The sequence below is a fragment of the Pseudomonas thermotolerans DSM 14292 genome (genome assembly GCF_000364625.1).
Classification (GTDB): Bacteria; Pseudomonadota; Gammaproteobacteria; order Pseudomonadales; family Pseudomonadaceae; genus Aquipseudomonas; species Aquipseudomonas thermotolerans.
Window position 1 is genome coordinate 42104 of record NZ_KB822621.1, and the last position, 18850, is coordinate 60953.

Sequence of the window (18850 nt, forward strand, 5' to 3'; positions counted from 1 at the left end):
CCGAGAATGAAGCGTCAGCCCATTTCCACTGGTTCGGAATGGACCTTCGAGCTGATCCGCGCCTACGACCGGGAGATCGCCCGGTTGGCCGAGCGCTACGCGCTCGACACCTACCCGAACCAGATCGAGGTAATCACCGCCGAACAGATGATGGACGCCTATGCCTCGGTGGGCATGCCCCTGGGCTACCACCACTGGTCCTACGGCAAGCACTTCCTGGCCACCGAGAAGGGCTACAAGCGCGGGCAGATGGGTCTGGCCTACGAGATCGTGATCAACTCCGATCCCTGCATCGCCTACCTGATGGAAGAGAACACCATGTGCATGCAGGCCCTGGTGATCGCCCATGCCTGCTACGGCCACAACAGTTTCTTCAAGGGCAACTACCTGTTCCGCACCTGGACCGACGCCAGCTCGATCATCGATTACCTGGTATTCGCCAAGCAGTACATCATGCAGTGCGAAGAGCGCCACGGCATCGACGCGGTAGAGGAACTGCTGGACTCCTGCCACGCCCTGATGAACTACGGCGTCGACCGCTACAAGCGCCCCTACCCGATCTCCGCCGAGGAGGAGCGGCGTCGCCAGAAGGAGCGTGAGGAGCACCTGCAGCGGCAGATCAACGACCTCTGGCGGACCATTCCCCAGGGCTCCCGCAAGAACCACGAGGAGGACAGCAAACGCTGGCCGGCCGAGCCCCAGGAGAACATCCTCTACTTCATCGAGAAACACGCCCCGCTGCTCGAGCCCTGGCAGCGCGAGGTGGTACGCATCGTGCGCAAGATCGCCCAGTACTTCTACCCGCAGCGCCAGACCCAGGTGATGAACGAGGGCTGGGCGACCTTCTGGCACTACACCCTGATGAACGATCTGTACGACGAGGGCCTGGTCACCGACGGCTTCATGCTGGAATTCCTCCAAGCGCACACCAGCGTGATCTACCAGCCGGGCTACGACAGCCCCTACTACAGCGGCATCAACCCCTACACCCTGGGCTTCGCCATCTACAGCGACATCCGCCGGATCTGCGAGAACCCCACCGAGGAAGACCGCCACTGGTTCCCCGACTTCGCCGGGAGCGACTGGCTGGAGACCATCAAGTTCGCCATGCGCAGCTTCAAGGACGAGAGCTTCATCCTGCAGTTCCTGTCGCCCAAGGTGATCCGCGACCTCAAGCTGTTCAGCGTGCTCGACGACGACCAGAAGGACGAGCTGGTGATCCCGGCGATCCACGACGAAGCCGGCTACCGGCTGATCCGCGAGTACCTGGCCGCCCAGTACAATCTCGGCAACCGCGAGCCCAACGTGCAGATCTGGAGTGTCGACCGCCGCGGCGACCGCTCGCTGACCCTGCGCCACCAGCAGCACGACCGCAAGCCGATCGGCGAGTCCACCGGCGAGGTGCTCAAGCACCTGCACCGCCTGTGGGGCTTCGACATCCACCTGGAGAGCGTGCGCGGCGACCAGATCGTGCAGAGCCTGCACATGCCACCGCGCGGAGAACAGGACAGCGACGAACACACTCGCCTAGAGCTGGCGCTACCGCCCATTTGATCGGTTGACCCTCACCCCGGCGGGGCCGAGCATGGCCCCACCGCCCGAGGAGGCCCCGCAACATGCGCGTCATCGCCCTCATCCTGCTGTGCCTCGGGCTGGCCACCTGCGCCAGCCACATCCCGCAGATCCACGTCGTGCAGAGCGCGACACCGGAGCTGGCCGGCCGCCAGAGCTTCCAGCTGATGCCGCCGGAACAGGCCAAGAGCGCCCCCGCCCCCTACCCGCAACGCTACGCCGAGCTCGGCCCACTGCTTCGCCAGGGGCTTCTCGAGCGCGGTTACCGCGACAGCCAGACTCCGCAGTTGCTGGCCTACTACTGGCTGACCCTGGACGACCACCCGCTGGAATACCGCGTCGACATCTCCCCGCCCGAGGAGCTCGGCCCCTACCAGGCCGTCCACCGCCTGCGCGACGAAGCGGGCACCCTGCGCCTGCGCCTCGCCAGCCCGGACGGCCAGGTGCTCTGGGAAGGCACCGTGAGCACCGGGCTGAGCCCGGGCCGCTACCGCGTCGACTACTTGCAGCGTGCCGTGCGCGCCCTCCTGCAGCAGCTGCCCGAGGCGCATCCCTAGGCTTTTCCCGGGCCGCGGAGCCCGGGAAGGGGTATCCTGTTCTCCTCCACGGAGGACAGTTCATGCAGATCTACAAGGTTGGCGGTGCCGTGCGCGACCGCCTGCTCGGCCGGCCGGTGACGGACATCGACTGGGTGGTGGTCGGCGCCAGCATCGAGGACATGCAGGCCCGCGGCTTCCGCCCGGTGGGTGGCGACTTCCCGGTGTTCCTGCATCCGCAGACCGGCGAGGAGTACGCCCTAGCCCGTACCGAACGCAAGAGCGGCCGGGGCTACGGCGGCTTCACCTTCTACGCCAGCCCCGACGTCAGCCTGGAAGAGGACCTGCTGCGCCGCGACCTGACCATCAACGCCATGGCCGAAGACGATCAGGGCCGGATCATCGACCCCTACGGCGGCCAGGCGGACCTCCAGGCCCGCCTGCTGCGCCACGTCTCGCCGGCCTTCGCCGAGGACCCTCTGCGCGTGCTGCGAGTCGCCCGCTTTGCCGCCCGCTACGCACCGCTGGGCTTCCGGGTGGCCGAGGAAACTCTGCAGCTGATGCGCCGGATCGCCGACTCCGGCGAACTGCAGGCGCTGACCGCCGAGCGTAGCTGGAAGGAGATCTCCCGCGCCCTGATGGAGCCACGCCCGGACGTGTTCATCCAGGTGCTGCGCGACTGCGGAGCCCTGGCCCACCTGCTGCCGGAGCTGGACGCCCTGTTCGGCGTGCCGCAGCCCGAAGCCCACCATCCGGAAGTGGATACCGGCGTGCACTGCCTGATGGTGCTGCGCCAGTGCGCCCTTCGCGAGCAGCCGCTGACCGTGCGCTGGGCCTGCCTGCTGCACGACCTGGGCAAGGGCCTGACCCCGCCCGAGCAATGGCCACGGCACATCGCCCACGAGCAGCGCGGCGTGCGCCTGATCCAGGCAGTTAACCAGCGCTGCAAGGCGCCGCGCGACTGCGCCGAGCTGGCCGTGCTGGTCGGCGAGTTCCACACTCACGCCCACCGCGCCCTGGAGTTGCGCCCAGCCACCCTGCTGGAGCTGCTGCAGCGCTTCGACGCCTACCGCCGGCCGCAGCGCTTCGAGGAATTCATCGCCGCCTGCGAGATGGACGCCCGCGGCCGCCACGGCCTGGAGCAGCGCGACTATCCCCAGGCCGCCTACCTGCGCGGCGCGGCTGACGCGGCCCGCACGGTGGCCGTACAGCCCCTGCTGGAGCGTGGTCTAAAGGGAGCGGAGCTGGGCGAGGCACTGGCCCGCGAGCGCCTCGCCGCGCTCAAGGCGTACAAGGCGGAACGGGCCTAGCCGCCCTCAGACAGGCAGCGGGTGGGCCAGCAGCAGCTCCTGCGGGGTCAGCTCGACGCCTCGCCACTGCAGAGCCACCGGCCACAGGCGCTGCTCGCTGCGCATCTCCCGCCACAGCTCGGCGAAGCTGCGCCCCGCCTCCGGGTGCAGCTGGTCCGGCGCCAGCAGGGCCAGCGGCCAGAGCACGAAGGCGTTGCGGAGGATCTCCGGGCGCGGCAGCACCAGACCGTCGAAATCACCGACCTGGTCGCCATAGAGCAGCACGTCGATGTCCAGCGGCAGCCCCTGGCGCCCCGGCGCGTAGCGGCCGTTGTCCGCCTCGATGGCCTTCAGCCGGCGATCCAGCTCGTGCAGCGGCAGGTCGGTGAGCGCCACCACCGCCAGGTTGTAGAAATGCCCGCTCTTGATACCCACCGCCTCGCTCTCGAACACCGGCGAGCAGCGCAGCTCATGGAGGAAACCGGCCAGGGCATCCAGGCCAGCGAGGATATGCTTCTCGCGCTGGACATTGCTGCCCAGACCGAGGAAAACCGGGGTTAGCGACATCCGCGCTCGATCTCCACGCCGACGCCCGCCGCCGCGGGATTGGCGCCCGGCTTGGTGACCCGCAGACGCAGCCAGCCAATGCCGAACTCGCTCATCAGGGCTTCCGCCAGGCGTTCGGCGAAAGTCTCCACCAGTTCGAAGCGCGCTGCGCGGGCGAACGCCTCGATGCTTGCCGACACCCTGGCATAGTCCAGCGCCTTGCCCAGGTCATCGTCGGCGGCCGGCCCACTGACGTCCCAGGCGAAGGTCAGATCCAGGCGAAGGCACTGGCGGATGCTGCGCTCCCAGTCGTACGCCCCGATCAGGGTGTCGACCTCCAGGCCCTCGATAAATACGTTGTCCAACCGCTCTGCTCCACGACAAGGGCTCGGTGCCCCGTTAGAATCGGGGGCATCCCTGCCCGGAATGGATACCATGTTTTGGCTGCTGGCGATCCTCGCCTACCTGCTCGGTTCCCTGTCCTTCGCCATCCTGCTCAGCCACCTCGCCGGCGGCCCGGACCCACGTACCAGCGGCTCGGGCAACCCTGGCGCCACCAACATGCTGCGGGTCGCCGGGAAGAAGCTCGCCATCCTCACCCTGCTCGGCGACCTGCTCAAGGGCCTGCTGCCGGTGCTGGCCGCCACCCTGCTCGGCCTCGGCGTCCAGCAGCAGGCCTGGATCGGCCTCGCCGCGGTGATCGGCCACCTCTACCCCCTGTACTTCCGTTTCCGCGGCGGCAAGGGCGTGGCCACCGCCGCCGGGGTCCTGCTCGGTCTCTATCCGCCCGCCGCGCTGCTGTGCATCTGCGCCTGGCTGCTGGCCTTCGCGCTGACCCGCACCAGCTCGGTGGCCGCGCTGATCGCCACGCCGCTCAGCCTGCCACTGCTGGCCTGGCAACAGGCCGGGGCGCTGCTGCCCATGGCCCTGCTCACCGTGCTGATCGTCTGGCGGCATCGCGGCAACCTGCGCGATCTGTTCGCCGGGCACGAACGGCATTTCTAGCCGGCAACCACCTACGCCTGGCAACTCGGCAGGCTGTCCATCGGCCAGCGGGCCCTGACACCGATCTCCGGACCGTCGTGCTGTCCGGCCAACAGGCGCTGACAGCCAGCGTAGGCGATCATCGCGCCGTTGTCGGTGCAGAAGCGCGGCCGGGCGTAGAACACCCGCCCCTTCAGGCGTGCCAGCATGCTTTCCAGGGAGGCCCGCAAAGCCCTGTTGGCGCTCACTCCGCCGGCGATCACCAGGCTGTTCAGGCCTGTCTGCCTAAGGGCACGCTGGCACTTGATGGTGAGAGTCTCCACCACCGCCTGCTGGAACGCCAGAGCGATGTCGCAGCGGGTTTGTTCGCCGTCGTCCCCGGACGCCTGGCACTGCTGCCAGGTGTTCAGGGCGAAGGTCTTCAGGCCGCTGAAGCTGAAATCCAGGCCCGGGCGGTCGGTCATCGGTCGCGGGAAGACGAAGCGCCCCGGGGTACCACGCTCGGCCAGACGGGCTATCTCCGGACCACCGGGATAGCCCAAGCCGATCAGCTTGGCGGTCTTGTCGAAAGCCTCGCCGGCGGCGTCGTCCAGGGACTCGCCGAGCAGTTGGTAGCGACCGATGCCGTCGACCCGCACCAGTTGGGTGTGACCGCCGGACACCAGCAGGGCGACGAAGGGAAACTGCGGCGGGGCTTCCTCCAGCATGGGCGCGAGGAGGTGGCCCTCCATGTGGTGCACGCCGAGCGCCGGGACGCTCCATGCGAAGGCCAGGGCCTGGGCGCAGGAGGCGCCAACCAAGAGCGCACCGACCAGACCGGGACCTGCGGTGTAGGCGATGCCGTCGATCTGCGCGGGGCGCACGCCGGCCTCGTCCAGCACCTGGCGAATCAGCGGCAGCAGGCGCTTGACGTGATCACGGGAAGCCAGCTCCGGCACCACGCCGCCGTACACGCGGTGCAGGTCGATCTGGCTGAACAGGGCATCGGCTAGCAGGCCGCGCTCGCTGTCGTAGAGGGCGACGCCGGTCTCGTCGCAGGATGTTTCCAACCCCAGCACTAGCATGGGTACGTGCCTTCAGGTCCCAGCAGACTAAAATGAGGGGCGCATGATAATCGCCGCCCGCCGCCCACGACCAGCGGTTTTCTATCGGAGGCTTTGCATTCCGGGCGGCGAGGCGGTAACATCCGCAGCCCTTGAAAACGGACGCACCCGTGCCGCCTGCCGGGAGCGCGCCCCAATACCGGTAATCAATTGTAGGTACGACCTGGATGCCTTCCGTCAAAGTCAAAGAAAATGAACCCTTCGACGTAGCCCTGCGTCGCTTCAAGCGCTCCTGCGAGAAAGCCGGTGTGCTGGCCGAAGTCCGCAGCCGCGAGTTCTACGAAAAACCGACCGCTGAGCGCAAACGCAAGGCTGCCGCCGCCGTCAAGCGTCACGCCAAGAAAGTGCAGCGCGAACAGCGTCGCGCCGTTCGCCTGTACTGATACGGCGCGCAACGTCCAGAATGCCCGGCTAGCCCGGGCATCGCACGCAGCAGACACGGACTCCGCTTCGCCCATGGCGAATACGCGGAGTTTTGTTGTTTCCGTGCACTGCCAGCGCCAGTATCCTGAATCCCCATGGCCGGCCTGATTCCGCAATCCTTCATCGACGACCTGCTCAACCGCACCGACATCGTCGACGTGGTGAGCTCGCGCGTCCAGCTGAAGAAGACCGGCAAGAACTACAGTGCCTGCTGCCCCTTCCACAAGGAAAAGACCCCCTCCTTCACCGTCAGCCCGGACAAGCAGTTCTACTACTGCTTCGGCTGCGGCGCCGGCGGCAACGCCCTGGGCTTCCTTATGGACCACGACAACCTGGAGTTTCCCCAGGCCGTCGAGGAACTGGCCCGCGCCGCCGGCATGGAGGTGCCGCGTGAGGAAGGCCGGCGCAGCGGCACCCCGCGCCAGTCTGGCGATTCGCCACTCTACCCGCTGCTCGCCGCCGCCGCCGAGTACTATCGCCAGGCGCTGAAAAGCCATCCGGCCCGCAAGGCCGCGGTGGACTACCTGAAGGGCCGCGGCCTGTCCGGGGAGATCGCACGTGACTTCGCCCTCGGCTTCGCCCCACCCGGCTGGGACAACCTGCTCAGACACCTGGGCGGCGACGCCTTGCAGCAGAAGGCGCTGATCGAGGCCGGCCTGCTGATCGAGAACGCCGACACCGGCAAGCGCTACGACCGCTTCCGCGACCGGGTCATGTTCCCCATCCGCGACAGCCGAGGGCGGGTCATCGCCTTCGGCGGCCGGGTGCTCGGCAACGACAAGCCGAAGTACCTGAACTCCCCGGAAACCCCGGTGTTCCACAAGGGACAGGAACTCTACGGACTATTCGAGGCGCGCCGCCATAGCCGCAACCTCGACGAGATCATGGTGGTCGAGGGCTACATGGACGTGATCGCCCTGGCCCAGCAGGGCATCCGCAACGCAGTGGCCACCCTCGGCACCGCCACCAGCGAGGAGCACGTCAAGCGCCTGTTCCGCCTGGTGCCGAACATCCTGTTCTGCTTCGACGGCGACCAGGCCGGGCGCAGCGCCGCCTGGCGGGCCCTGGAATCCACCCTGCCACACCTGCAGGACGGCCGCCGCGCGCGCTTTTTGTTCCTCCCCGAGGGCGAGGATCCAGACAGCCTGGTACGCCGCGAAGGCACCGACGCCTTCCGCGCACGCATCACCCAGCATGCCCAGCCGCTGGCCGACTACTTCTTCCAGCACCTGATGGAAGAGGCCGATCCGCGCTCCCTGGAGGGCAAGGCCCACCTGGTCACCCTGGCCACGCCGCTGCTCGAGCGGATTCCCGGCGCCAACCTGCGCGCCCTGATGCGCCAGCGCCTTAGCGAGATCACCGGGCTGAGCGGTGAAGCCCTCGGCCAGCTGGCCCAGCAGACGCCACAGCCCGCACCGACCAGCGAGGCCCCGCCCGGCGCCCATGACTACTACGAGGCCCAGGCCGACTACGCCGACATCGCCGACTACGCCCGACACCTCGAGCCGCCTGTCGACAGCTTCGCCCCTCGCAAGCCCTGGCAGAAGGGCAATGGCAAGGGCTGGAGGAAGGGCGACCGCGACCATTTGCCGCACCCTCCACGCAAGCCGATCAAGGTGGAATCGCCGACCCTGACCGCCCTGCGCACCCTGCTGCACCACCCGCAGCTGGCCCAGAAGGTAGAGGATGTCAGCCACTTCGCCGACGAAGGCGACACCTACGCCCAGTTACTGGTCGCCCTGCTCGGCGCACTGCAGAAGAACCCGAAGCTCAGCGCCCTGCAGCTGATCGCCCGCTGGCACGGCACGGAACAGGGTCGCCTGCTCAAGGCATTGGCCGAAAAGGAGTGGCTGATCAGCGCCGACAGCCTTGAACAACAGTTTTTCGACACTATAACTACTCTTGCCGCCCGCCAACGCGAGCGCAGCTTGGAGCAACTGCTCCGCAAAGCGCGTAACAGCGAGTTGAGCGCCGAGGAAAAGTCCTTGCTGCGCGACCTTCTCAGCCGCAACGCCTCCGCCATCACGCCGAACCCAACTGGCGCGTGACGCCCGTGCTCGGCTATAATGGTCAGCTTGTTTTCAGCCCGCCTAGACCTTCAATGGATAGGGTGTTATGTCCGGAAAAGCGCAACAGCAGTCTCGTTTGAAAGAGTTGATCAGCCGTGGCCGTGAGCAGGGCTACCTGACTTACGCCGAGGTCAACGACCACCTGCCAGAAGATATTTCCGATCCGGAACAGGTGGAAGACATCATCCGCATGATCAATGACATGGGCATCAACGTATTCGAGAGCGCCCCGGATGCGGATGCCCTGTTGCTGGCCGAAGCGGAAACCGACGAAGCCGCCGCCGAGGAAGCCGCCGCCGCCCTGGCCGCGGTGGAAACCGACATTGGCCGCACCACCGACCCGGTACGCATGTACATGCGCGAGATGGGTACCGTGGAACTGCTTACCCGCGAAGGCGAGATCGAGATCGCCAAGCGCATCGAGGAAGGCATCCGCGAGGTGATGAGCGCCATCGCCCACTTCCCCGGCACCGTGGACACCATCCTGTCCGAATACCAGCGCGTCACCACCGAGGGTGGCCGCCTGGCGGAAGTGCTCAGCGGCTACATCGACCCGGACGACGACATCGCCGAACCCAGCGAGGCCCCGGTGCCCGAGCTGAAGAACGGCAGCGCCGCGGTGGCCGATGACGACGACGAGGACGAGGACGCCGAAGCCTCCGACGACGACGAGGCCGAAGGCGACGGCGGTCCGGACCCGGAAGAGGCCGCCCGCCGCTTCAGCGCCGTGGCCGAACAGCTGGAGAAAACCCACAAGGCCCTGGAGAAGTACGGTCGCGGCAGCAAGCAAGGCATCGCTGAACTGCAGGCGCTGGCTGACCTGTTCATGCCGATCAAGCTGGTGCCCAAGCAGTACGACGCCCTGGTCGCCGTGGTGCGCGATGCCCTGGACCGCGTGCGCGCCCAGGAACGCGCCATCATGCAGCTCTGCGTGCGTGACGCGCGCATGCCGCGCGCCGACTTCCTGCGCCTGTTCCCGGGCAACGAGGTCAATCTCGACTGGGCGCCCGAGATCGCCAAGAGCAAGGCCAAGTACGCCGAGGCCATCGGCAACCTGCAGGCCGACATCCAGCGCTGCCAGCAGATGCTCGCCGAGCTGCAGGACGAGACCAAGCTGACCATCGCCGAGATCAAGGACATCAACCGCCGCATGTCCATCGGCGAGGCCAAGGCCCGACGCGCCAAGAAGGAGATGGTCGAGGCCAACCTGCGCCTGGTGATCTCCATCGCCAAGAAGTACACCAACCGCGGCCTGCAGTTCCTGGACCTGATCCAGGAAGGCAACATCGGCCTGATGAAGGCCGTGGACAAGTTCGAATACCGCCGCGGTTACAAGTTCTCGACCTACGCCACCTGGTGGATCCGCCAGGCGATCACCCGTTCGATCGCCGACCAGGCGCGCACCATCCGCATCCCGGTGCACATGATCGAGACCATCAACAAGCTCAACCGCATCTCCCGCCAGATGCTCCAGGAGATGGGCCGCGAGCCGACTCCGGAAGAGCTGGGCGAGCGCATGGACATGCCCGAGGACAAGATCCGCAAGGTGCTGAAGATCGCCAAGGAGCCGATCTCGATGGAGACGCCCATCGGCGACGACGAAGATTCGCATCTGGGCGACTTCATCGAGGACTCCACCATGCAGTCGCCCATCGAAGTGGCCACGGTGGAAAGCCTCAAGGAAGCTACCCGCGAGGTGCTGGCCGGGCTCACCGCGCGCGAGGCCAAGGTGCTGCGCATGCGCTTCGGCATCGACATGAACACCGACCACACCCTCGAGGAGGTCGGCAAGCAGTTCGACGTGACCCGCGAGCGTATCCGCCAGATCGAGGCCAAGGCGCTACGCAAGCTGCGCCACCCGACCCGCAGCGAGCACCTGCGTTCGTTCCTCGACGAGTGACCCCCTCCAGAACCCCGACCAGCCGGTCGGGGTTCTGCTTTTCGGGCAGGCTTCCGGCCTCCCCCGCCGCCGATTACACTCTGGCGACAAGCCACTGCTCGGGGACGGGACACCATGCCGCGACTGCCGGCCATTCTGCTGTTGTGTCTGACGTTCCTGAGCACGCCGGCAGTGGCGCTCGACCTCAGCCAGGAGGAACGCACCTGGCTCGCCGAACACCGCCAGTTGCGCCTGGGCATCGACACCTCCTGGCCGCCCTTCGAATTCCGCGACGAGCACGACCAGTATAGGGGGCTGGCCGCGGACTACGTGCGCCTCATCGAACAGCGCCTCGGCATCCGCCTGCTGCCGGTCGAGCCACGCAACTGGAGCGAGGTCCTGGCCCAGGCCCGGCGCGGCGAACTGGACCTGCTACCGGGCATCATGTCCACCCAGGAGCGGCGCGCCTACCTGCGCTTCACCCGCCCCTACCTGGACTTCCCGATCATCATCCTGGCCCGCCAGGGTGGCCCACAGCCACGCACCCTGCAGGAGCTCTACGGCCTCAAGGTCGCCGTGGTGCAGGACTACGCCCCGCACGAGCTGCTGCGCAGCCGGCACCCCGACCTCAGCCTGCTGCCCCTGCCCAACGTCGGCGCCGCCCTGCAGGCGCTGGCCACCAGCCAGGTGGACGCCTTCGTCAGCGACCTCGCCTCCAGCGTCTGGAGCCTGCGCCAGTTCAGGCTGGACGGCCTGCACGTCAGCGGCGAGACGCCCTACCGCTACCAGCTGTCGATGGCCGTGCCGCCCCAGCACGAACGGCTGGTGGGGATCCTCGACAAGCTGTTCGCTGAACTCAGCGCCGCGGAAGTCGACGCCCTCCAGGCCCCCTGGGTCGGCTCGGTGCAGGAGCCCCACCACCGCTGGCGCGAAGTCCTGCTCTACGGCCTGCCGATCCTCCTCGCGATGCTGGCCACGCTCGCCATCATCCTGCGCATCAACCACCGCCTGAGCAGCGAGATCAGCCGCCGCGTGGTGCTGGAAGCGCAGTTGCGCAACAGCGAGCAGCACTATCGCGGCCTGCTGGAAAGCCTCTCGGCCATCGCCTGGGAGATGCGCCGCGCCGACTACCGCTTCACCTACGTCTCGCCGCACGCCGAGACACTACTCGGCTACCCCCTCGACGAATGGCTCGAGCCCGGCTTCTGGGAGCGCACTCTGCATCCCGAGGATGCCGCCCAGGCCATCGCCTACTGCACCTGCGAGAGCGAGGCCGGCCGCGATCACACCTTCGACTACCGGATGATCGCCGCCGACGGCCGGGTGGTCTGGATACGCGACATCGTCACCCTCATCGACCAGGCCGGCACGCCTCTGCTGCGCGGGCTGATGATCGACATCACCGAAGCCATGCAGACCGAGCGTGCCCTGCGCCTTTCCGAACAGCAGTTCTCCTCGGTGTTCCACCATTCTCCGGACCTCCAGGTCATCGCCCGCCGCACGGACGGCCGCCTGCTCAAGGTCAACCGCACCTTCGAGGAACAGCTGGGCATCAGCGCCGTTGAGGCGATCGGCAAGACCACCAGCGAACTGGGCATCTGGGACACCCCGGAAATCGCCCTGACGCTGCTGCAGCGCATGCAGCAGCAGAGCCTGCACAACATGGAAATGTCCTTCCGCCGACGCAACGGCGAATGCTTCACCGGGCTGATCTCCTCCCAGCACATCCAGCTCGACGACATTCCCGCCCTGGTGGTCGCGGTACGCGACATCTCCCAGCTCAAGGAAGCCCAGGAGCAGCTGCGGATCTCCGAGGAAAAATTCGCCCGCACCTTCCATGCCTACCCGGACGGCATGCTGATCTCCCGCCTGAGCGACGGCCGGCTGATCGACGTAAACGAAGGCTTCACCCTGATCAGCGGCTACAGCGCCGAGGAAGCGCGGGAACGCACGACCCTCGAGCTCGGTCTGTGGGTCGAACCCGGCGAGCGCCAACGGATGATCGACCTGCTGCAGCGCGACGGCAGCGTGCGCGACTTCCTCGCCAGCATCCGCACACGCAGCGGTCAGATCAAGCTCTGCGAGCTGTCGGTGCAGACCCTGCTGATCGGCAACGCCCCCTGCATGCTGACCATCGCCCGCGACATCACCGAGCGCCAGCAGATGCAGGAGAAGCTGCGCCAGGCCGCCACGGTGTTCGAAAGCACCGCCGAAGGGGTGATGATCACCGACACCCGGCAGCGCATCACCGCGGTCAACCGCGCCTTCACCACCATCACCGGCTACAGCGAGGCGGAAGCCCTCGGCCAAACCCCGCGCATGCTCGCCTCCGGGCAGCACGACAGCGCCTTCTACCTGGCCATGTGGCACCGCCTCACCGACCAAGGCCACTGGCAGGGGGAGATCTGGAACCGCCGCAAGAACGGCGAGATCTACCCGGAATGGCTGACCATCAGCACGGTGCGCGACACCCACGGAGAGATCACCCATTTCGTCGGGGTGTTCGCCGACATCACCATCCTCAAGCACGCCCAGGCACGCCTCGACTACCAGGCCCACCACGACCCGCTCACCGGCCTGCCCAACCGCCTGCTGTTCGAAAGCCGCCTGCTCGCTGCCCTGGCCGACGCGCAGACCGACGGCCGCCTGGGCGCCGTGCTGTTCCTCGACCTGGACCGCTTCAAGCACATCAACGACAGCCTCGGCCACCCGGTCGGCGACGAGCTGCTGAAGGGCATCGCCCAGCGTCTGCGCGAGCAACTGCGCGACATCGACACCGTGGCCCGCCTGGGCGGCGACGAGTTCATCATCCTGCTGCCCGGCCTGCACCAGGCCGACGACGCCGTGGCGGTCGCCAACAAGCTGCTCGACTGCTTCAAGGCCCCCTTCCCGGCCGAAAGCCACGAGTTCTTCATCAGCGCCAGCATCGGCATCAGCCTCTACCCGCAGGACGGCCAGGACGTCGCCACCCTGGTGAAGAACGCCGACGCCGCCATGTACCGCGCCAAGGCCGGCGGCCGCAACCGCGTCGAGCTCTACACCCGCGACCTCACCTACCAGGCCACCCAGCGCATGGCCCTGGAGAACGAGCTGCGCCGCGCCCTGGAACGCAACGAGCTGAGCCTCCACTACCAGCCCAAGCTGCGCCTCGCCGACCTGCGCCTGACCGGTGCCGAGGCACTGATCCGCTGGCACCACCCGGTGATCGGCGAGGTGCCGCCCGACCGTTTCATCCCGCTGGCCGAAGAAAGCGGCCTGATCCAGCAGATCGGCGACTGGGTGCTGCGCGAGGCCTGCCGGCAGATGAGCCAGTGGCACCACCAGCACGTCCCCTTCGGCCCGCTGTCGGTCAACCTCGCCAGCGCCCAGCTGCGCCATCCGCAACTGACCCAGCGCATCGCCGCCCTGCTGGACGAATTCGCCCTGCCCGCCGAACGGCTCCAGCTGGAGATCACCGAAGGCTTCATCATGAGCGAGACCGAGGAGGCCCTGGCCATCCTCCACGAACTCAAGGCCCTCGGTCTGGAACTGGCGATCGACGACTTCGGCACCGGCTACTCCTCGCTCAGCTACCTGAAGCGTCTGCCACTGGACAGCCTGAAGATCGACAAGTCCTTCGTCCGCGGCCTGCCAGACGACTCCAACGACGTCGCCATCGTCCGCGCCATCATCGCCCTGGCGCGCAGCCTGCAGTTGACGGTGATCGCCGAGGGCGTGGAGAAGGAGGCGCAGAAGACCTTCCTCGCCCAAGAAGGCTGCGAGCAGATCCAGGGCTTCCTGGTCAGCCCGCCGCTGCCGGCCGAGGACTTCACCAGCCTGTTCCTCGGCAACGGCCAGCCAGTTGGCTCCGCCGACAAGGCGCCGCTATAATCCGGCGTCCTTCGGGCCTATAGCTCAGTCGGTTAGAGCAGAGGACTCATAATCCTTTGGTCCACGGTTCGAGTCCGTGTGGGCCCACCACCTCCAAAGCCGCGCATTGCGCGGCTTTGTTCTCATTACGGTAGTGGCATCTGGATCAGTCCCATGGTCCAAAGGTACAAAATCGGTACAGTGCTGGTACGCCAGCCTGCCTTTGGAGTCCTTTCAGATGGCCACGATCGTCAAACCCCTGCCGGCACCTGGAAGGCCGTAGTCCGCAAAACGCGGCTGGCCGACCAACACCAAAACCGTCCGCACCAAGCGCGACGCCGAAGACTAGGCACGCCGCACCGAAGACGAGATGGTGCATGGCGTGTACATCCAGCAGCGGCTCAGGCTGCCTGAGAGGGGGAAGGTTCCCTGACCATGGACCAGGGATTCGCTGGCGTTTCCAGGCATTGAGCATGCCTGATGCGCGCCGCGAGCCCAGGCGCCGGATCATTGCCAGAGAGCAAAAAGAACATCACGCAAAGGACAAGAACAGCATGACAAAGAAAAGGGTCGCCAAAAACGCCAACGGCGCCTCCCTCGGTTTTGAGGCCGAACTCTTCAAGGCCGCCGACAAGCTGCGCGGCAACATGGAGCCCTCCGACTACAAGCATGTCGCCCTCGGGCTCATCTTCCTCAAGTACATTTCCGACGCCTTCGAGGCCAGGCACCAGGCGCTGCTGGCCGAAGACCCGGCCGCCGCCGAAGACCGCGACGAATACCTCGCCGACAACGTGTTCTGGGTGCCCAAGGAAGCGCGCTGGTCGCACCTGCAGGCCAACGCCAAACAGCCCGCCATCGGCACCCTGATCGACGACGCCATGCGCGCCATCGAGAAGGAGAACGAATCCCTCAAGGGCGTGCTGCCCAAGGACTACGCCCGCCCCGCCCTCAACAAGGTGATGCTGGGCGAGCTGATCGACCTGATCTCCGGCATCGCGCTGAACGAGGATGGCGACAAGTCGAAGGACGTCCTCGGCCGCGTCTACGAATACTTCCTCGGCCAGTTCGCCGGCGCCGAAGGCAAGCGCGGCGGCGAGTTCTATACCCCGCGCTCGGTGGTGCGCGTGCTGGTGGAAATGCTGGAGCCGTATTCCGGCCGCGTCTACGACCCTTGCTGTGGTTCGGGCGGCATGTTCGTGCAATCGGAAAAGTTCGTCGAGGAGCACGGCGGCCGCATCGGCGACATCGCCATCTACGGCCAGGAGTCCAACTACACCACCTGGCGCCTGTGCAAGATGAACCTGGCCGTGCGCGGCATCGACGCCGACATCCGCTGGAACAACGAAGGCAGCTTCCACAAGGACGAACTGCGCGACCTCAGGGCCGACTACATCCTTGCCAACCCGCCGTTCAACATCTCCGACTGGGGCGGCGAGCGTCTGCGCGAAGACGTGCGCTGGCAGTTCGGAGTACCGCCCGTGGGCAATGCCAACTATGCGTGGCTGCAGCACATCTACCATCACCTCGCCCCCAACGGCACCGCGGGTGTGGTGCTGGCCAACGGCTCCATGAGTTCCAACCAGAGCGGCGAGGGCGAAATCCGCAAGGCCATGCTGGAAGCCGACGCGGTGGACTGCATGGTGGCGCTGCCGGGGCAGCTCTTCTATTCCACCCAGATCCCCGCCTGCCTGTGGTTCCTGGCCCGCAACAAGAACCCCGCAAACAGTAAGAAGGGTGGCCTGCGCGACCGCCGCGGGCAGGTGCTGTTCATCGACGCCCGCAACATGGGCGTGATGGTGGACCGTACCCGGCGCGAACTCACCGACGAGGAAATCAAAAAGATTGCCGACACCTACCACGCCTGGCGCGGCGAAAAGGACGCCGGCGAATACGCCGACGTGCCGGGTTTCTGCAAGTCCGCCATGCTGGACGAGATCCGCAAGCACGACTACGTGCTCACGCCGGGGCGCTACGTGGGCGCGGCGGAGCAGGAAGACGACGGCGAACCGTTCGCGGAAAAGATGGCGCGGCTCTCGGCGTTGTGGCGCGAGCAGCGGACAACAGCGGCCAAACTGGACGCGGCGATTGAAGCCAACCTGAAGGAGCTTGGGTATGGCGAATGAGTGGCAGACAGTTCGTGTTGAAGACATCGCAGAAAAGATAGCGATGGGGCCGTTCGGCTCGGACATTAAGACTGACAACTTCGTGCCAAAGGGTGTGCCAGTAATCCGCGGCGTCAACCTGACCAATGGGCGATTTCACGGCGAAGGCTTCGTTTTTCTAACGGAGGAAAAGGCCAACGACCTTGCTAACGCTAATGCATTTCCCGGCGATCTGGTGTTCACGCATCGAGGCACGCTTGGGCAGGTTGGCCTGATTCCAAATCAACCATTTTCTCGCTACGTCGTTTCGCAAAGTCAGATGAAACTGGCCTGCAACAAGCAAAAGGCGCTCTCTGAATTCATCTACTACTTCTTCAAGTCGCCCGCAGGTCAAGCTGCACTGTTAGCGAACACTTCGCAAACCGGCGTCCCAGCCATCAGTCGGCCGGTGACTTCGCTCAAAGCAATTCGACTGCGGTTGCCGCCCATCGCCGAACAACGCGCCATCGCCCACATCCTCGGCACGCTGGACGACAAAATAGAACTCAACCGCAAGCAAAACGAAACGCTGGAAGCCATGGCCCGCGCGCTGTTCAAGGCGTGGTTCGTGGACTTCGAACCCGTGCGCGCCAAGATGGAAGGCCGCTGGCAGCGCGGCCAATCCCTCCCCGGCCTCCCCGCCCACCTCTACGACCTCTTCCCCGATCGCCTCGTCGAATCGGAGCTGGGGGAGATTCCGGAGGGGTGGCGCGTCTTCTCGTTCGGTGATGTGGCCCAGCAAGGAAAGGGGGCTGTGAATCCTACCGACGAACCAGGGGAGAGATTCACGCACTACAGCATTCCTGCCTTCGATGCCAGCAAGATGCCTGTCATTGAACTTGGCGGATCGATCAAGAGTAACAAGACGCCGGTTCCAGACGGGGCTGTACTGGTGTCAAAGCTCAATCCTCACATCCCCCGTGTCTGGTTGGTTGGTCAAGCGGGCGATAGGGCGGTTTGCTCGACGGAGTTTATTGTTTGGGCTCCGAAGCCTCCCGCAAACAGCGCCTTCCTGTATTGCCTCGCATCATCGTCTGAGTTCGTCGAATCCATGTGCCAACTGGTGACAGGGACATCGAACAGCCACCAACGGGTCAAACCGGATCAGCTTCGTGAAATCCGGGTCTTTGCTGCCAACGAGAACGTCATCGCGGCGTTCTCCAATATGGTTGAGGCATTGATGAACCAAGTTCTGCAAAATAGTCAGCAATCCAGAACCCTCGCCCAGCTCCGCGACACGCTGCTGCCCAAGCTGATCTCCGGCGAACTGCGCGTGAAGGATGCCGAGCGTTTCTTGGAGGCCGCGACATGACCAACGTCTGGTGCGTTCGAGCCGAATTCGGCACTTTCACCAAGCATTTCGTCGAGGGCGGTTACGTCGCCATTGGCTGGTTGCCAAACACGGATCTGTCTGCGATCAGGTCGCGCGACGAGCTGTATCCAATCTACAAAGCCGAACACCCAGACGACACGAGCAACATCGTCATTGGGCAACAGGTTGGGCAGATTGCGCGCTTCCTCTTGGAGATTGCGGCCGGCGACTATGTCATCACGCCTGCTGCCGATACCGAGTGGCTGCACTACGGGCAGGTCGCGCCAGAGCCCTCGTATTACTTTGCACCAGGTGATGATGGCTGCCCTTATCGCCACCGCCGTCGGGTCGTGTGGGCAAAGGAACGGCTCAAGCGTGGGGACTTCTCCGTGCCCTTCCAGAACACGATCCGTTCTTCTCTGACCGTATTTGCCGTTTCCCAGCGCGACGAGTTTCTGGCGGCCATTGGCCGCTCGGATCTGGCGCCCAAGTCGGCTCCTTCATTGTACGACCCCTACCGCGTTGTGCTGGAACAGGTGCTAGAGCTGGACGACAAGGAGTTCGAGATTCTGGTCGGGCATCTGCTCACCGCGCTGGGCTTCGAGGGTTCGGAGGTCACCGGCAAGACGGGCGATGGCGGCGTCGACGCCACGGGGGAGCTGAATGTCGCCAACCTCGCCAAGGTCAAGGTCTTTGTGCAGGCCAAACGTTACAAGCTCGGCGCCAAGGTCAGTGCGAACACGGTGCGACAGCTTCGGCAGGCCATCCCTTTCGGTGGACAGGGCGCTTTCATCACCACCGCCGACTTCCAGAATGCCGCCGCCGACGTGGCGCTGGAGCCCGGCTTCCCGCGCATCGGCCTGATCAACGGGTGCGGATTCCACGCCATCCGGCCACCCAGTCCGCTCTCATCTGGCCAGGCATTCCACGGCCATCTGGCCACCTGTTCCACGGCCATCCGGCCGGGCAGTCGGAGCGCAGCGACGCAGGGGTTGCATTGTTAGTCTGAGGTGCCCGGTGTCGTCAATTTCTTCACCCGCTTTCTCATCGATTCGCCCTTGAGGTTGATCCGGTAGGCGTTGTGCACCAGGCGGTCGAGGATGGCGTCGGCCAGGGTTGGATCGCCGATCAGTTCGTGCCAGTTGTC

At 65.7% G+C, this 18850-nt stretch carries 15 protein-coding genes and 1 tRNA gene; 12 read left to right on the forward strand and 4 right to left on the reverse strand.

Annotation, left to right across the window (positions count from 1 at the left end; translation table 11 throughout):
• Positions 1-6 precede the first annotated feature (6 nt).
• The 3 genes from H165_RS0115430 to H165_RS0115440 all read left to right on the forward strand — a co-directional run bounded on the left by H165_RS0115430 (position 7) and on the right by H165_RS0115440 (position 3418).
• A complete protein-coding gene (locus H165_RS0115430) occupies positions 7-1554 on the forward strand; it encodes a SpoVR family protein (RefSeq protein WP_017939845.1) in 1548 nt (515 codons plus the stop codon).
• Between the two features lie 62 nt (positions 1555-1616).
• Positions 1617-2129, forward strand: coding sequence for a DUF4136 domain-containing protein (locus H165_RS0115435; protein WP_017939846.1), 513 nt, complete (start codon positions 1617-1619; stop codon positions 2127-2129).
• Positions 2130-2191: 62 nt separating this feature from the next.
• On the forward strand, positions 2192-3418 hold the full coding sequence (locus tag H165_RS0115440; RefSeq protein ID WP_017939847.1) for a multifunctional CCA addition/repair protein: 1227 nt from the start codon (positions 2192-2194) through the stop codon (positions 3416-3418).
• A gap of 6 nt (positions 3419-3424) precedes the next feature.
• On the opposite strand, the gene folK is transcribed toward H165_RS0115440, so the two are convergent.
• Both folK and folB read right to left on the reverse strand, forming a co-directional pair.
• Complete coding sequence (folK, locus tag H165_RS0115445) at positions 3425-3964, reverse strand: 2-amino-4-hydroxy-6-hydroxymethyldihydropteridine diphosphokinase (protein WP_017939848.1); 540 nt, start codon at positions 3962-3964, stop codon at positions 3425-3427.
• Complete coding sequence (gene folB, locus H165_RS0115450) at positions 3955-4308, reverse strand: dihydroneopterin aldolase (protein ID WP_017939849.1); 354 nt, start codon at positions 4306-4308, stop codon at positions 3955-3957. Before folB ends, folK begins: the two co-directional genes overlap by 10 nt.
• Before the next feature lie 70 nt (positions 4309-4378).
• Here folB and plsY point away from each other — a divergent pair, with 70 nt between their 5' ends.
• The gene (gene plsY, locus H165_RS0115455; protein ID WP_017939850.1) at positions 4379-4948 is read left to right on the forward strand and encodes a glycerol-3-phosphate 1-O-acyltransferase PlsY; all 570 of its coding nucleotides are present in this window, start codon (positions 4379-4381) and stop codon (positions 4946-4948) included.
• Between the two features lie 11 nt (positions 4949-4959).
• Here the strand turns inward: plsY and tsaD are convergent, their stop codons facing one another.
• The gene (gene tsaD / locus H165_RS0115460) at positions 4960-5991 is read right to left on the reverse strand and encodes a tRNA (adenosine(37)-N6)-threonylcarbamoyltransferase complex transferase subunit TsaD (RefSeq protein ID WP_017939851.1); all 1032 of its coding nucleotides are present in this window, start codon (positions 5989-5991) and stop codon (positions 4960-4962) included.
• 206 nt (positions 5992-6197) lie between these two features.
• On the opposite strand from tsaD, the gene rpsU reads away from it, so the two are divergent.
• From rpsU to H165_RS19840, 8 genes are all read left to right on the forward strand, one after another.
• Complete coding sequence (rpsU, locus tag H165_RS0115465) at positions 6198-6413, forward strand: 30S ribosomal protein S21 (protein WP_017939852.1); 216 nt, start codon at positions 6198-6200, stop codon at positions 6411-6413.
• A gap of 135 nt (positions 6414-6548) precedes the next feature.
• Entirely contained in the window at positions 6549-8501 is a 1953-nt protein-coding gene (dnaG, locus tag H165_RS0115470; RefSeq protein WP_017939853.1) for a DNA primase, read from the forward strand.
• Between the two features lie 67 nt (positions 8502-8568).
• A complete protein-coding gene (gene rpoD / locus H165_RS0115475; RefSeq protein ID WP_026146669.1) occupies positions 8569-10422 on the forward strand; it encodes an RNA polymerase sigma factor RpoD in 1854 nt (617 codons plus the stop codon).
• A 114-nt stretch (positions 10423-10536) separates the two neighbouring features.
• Positions 10537-14271 carry a bifunctional diguanylate cyclase/phosphodiesterase gene (locus H165_RS0115480; protein WP_017939855.1) on the forward strand — a complete coding sequence of 1245 codons (3735 nt, stop codon included), beginning with the start codon at positions 10537-10539 and terminating at the stop codon, positions 14269-14271.
• 13 nt (positions 14272-14284) lie between these two features.
• A tRNA-Ile gene (locus H165_RS0115485) sits at positions 14285-14361 on the forward strand.
• 443 nt (positions 14362-14804) lie between these two features.
• Positions 14805-16373, forward strand: coding sequence for a class I SAM-dependent DNA methyltransferase (locus tag H165_RS0115490; protein ID WP_017939856.1), 1569 nt, complete (start codon positions 14805-14807; stop codon positions 16371-16373).
• Positions 16363-17703, forward strand: a complete 1341-nt coding sequence (locus tag H165_RS0115495) for a restriction endonuclease subunit S (protein WP_017939857.1) — start codon at positions 16363-16365, stop codon at positions 17701-17703. Before H165_RS0115490 ends, H165_RS0115495 begins: the two co-directional genes overlap by 11 nt.
• On the forward strand, positions 17700-18707 hold the full coding sequence (locus H165_RS19840) for a restriction endonuclease (RefSeq protein ID WP_017939858.1): 1008 nt from the start codon (positions 17700-17702) through the stop codon (positions 18705-18707). Before H165_RS0115495 ends, H165_RS19840 begins: the two co-directional genes overlap by 4 nt.
• On the opposite strand, the gene H165_RS19290 is transcribed toward H165_RS19840, so the two are convergent.
• Positions 18704-18850 (reverse strand): ATP-binding protein (locus H165_RS19290; RefSeq protein WP_017939859.1); only part of this gene is annotated, 147 nt, incomplete at its 5' end. The two genes, H165_RS19840 and H165_RS19290, sit on opposite strands and share 4 nt — an antisense overlap.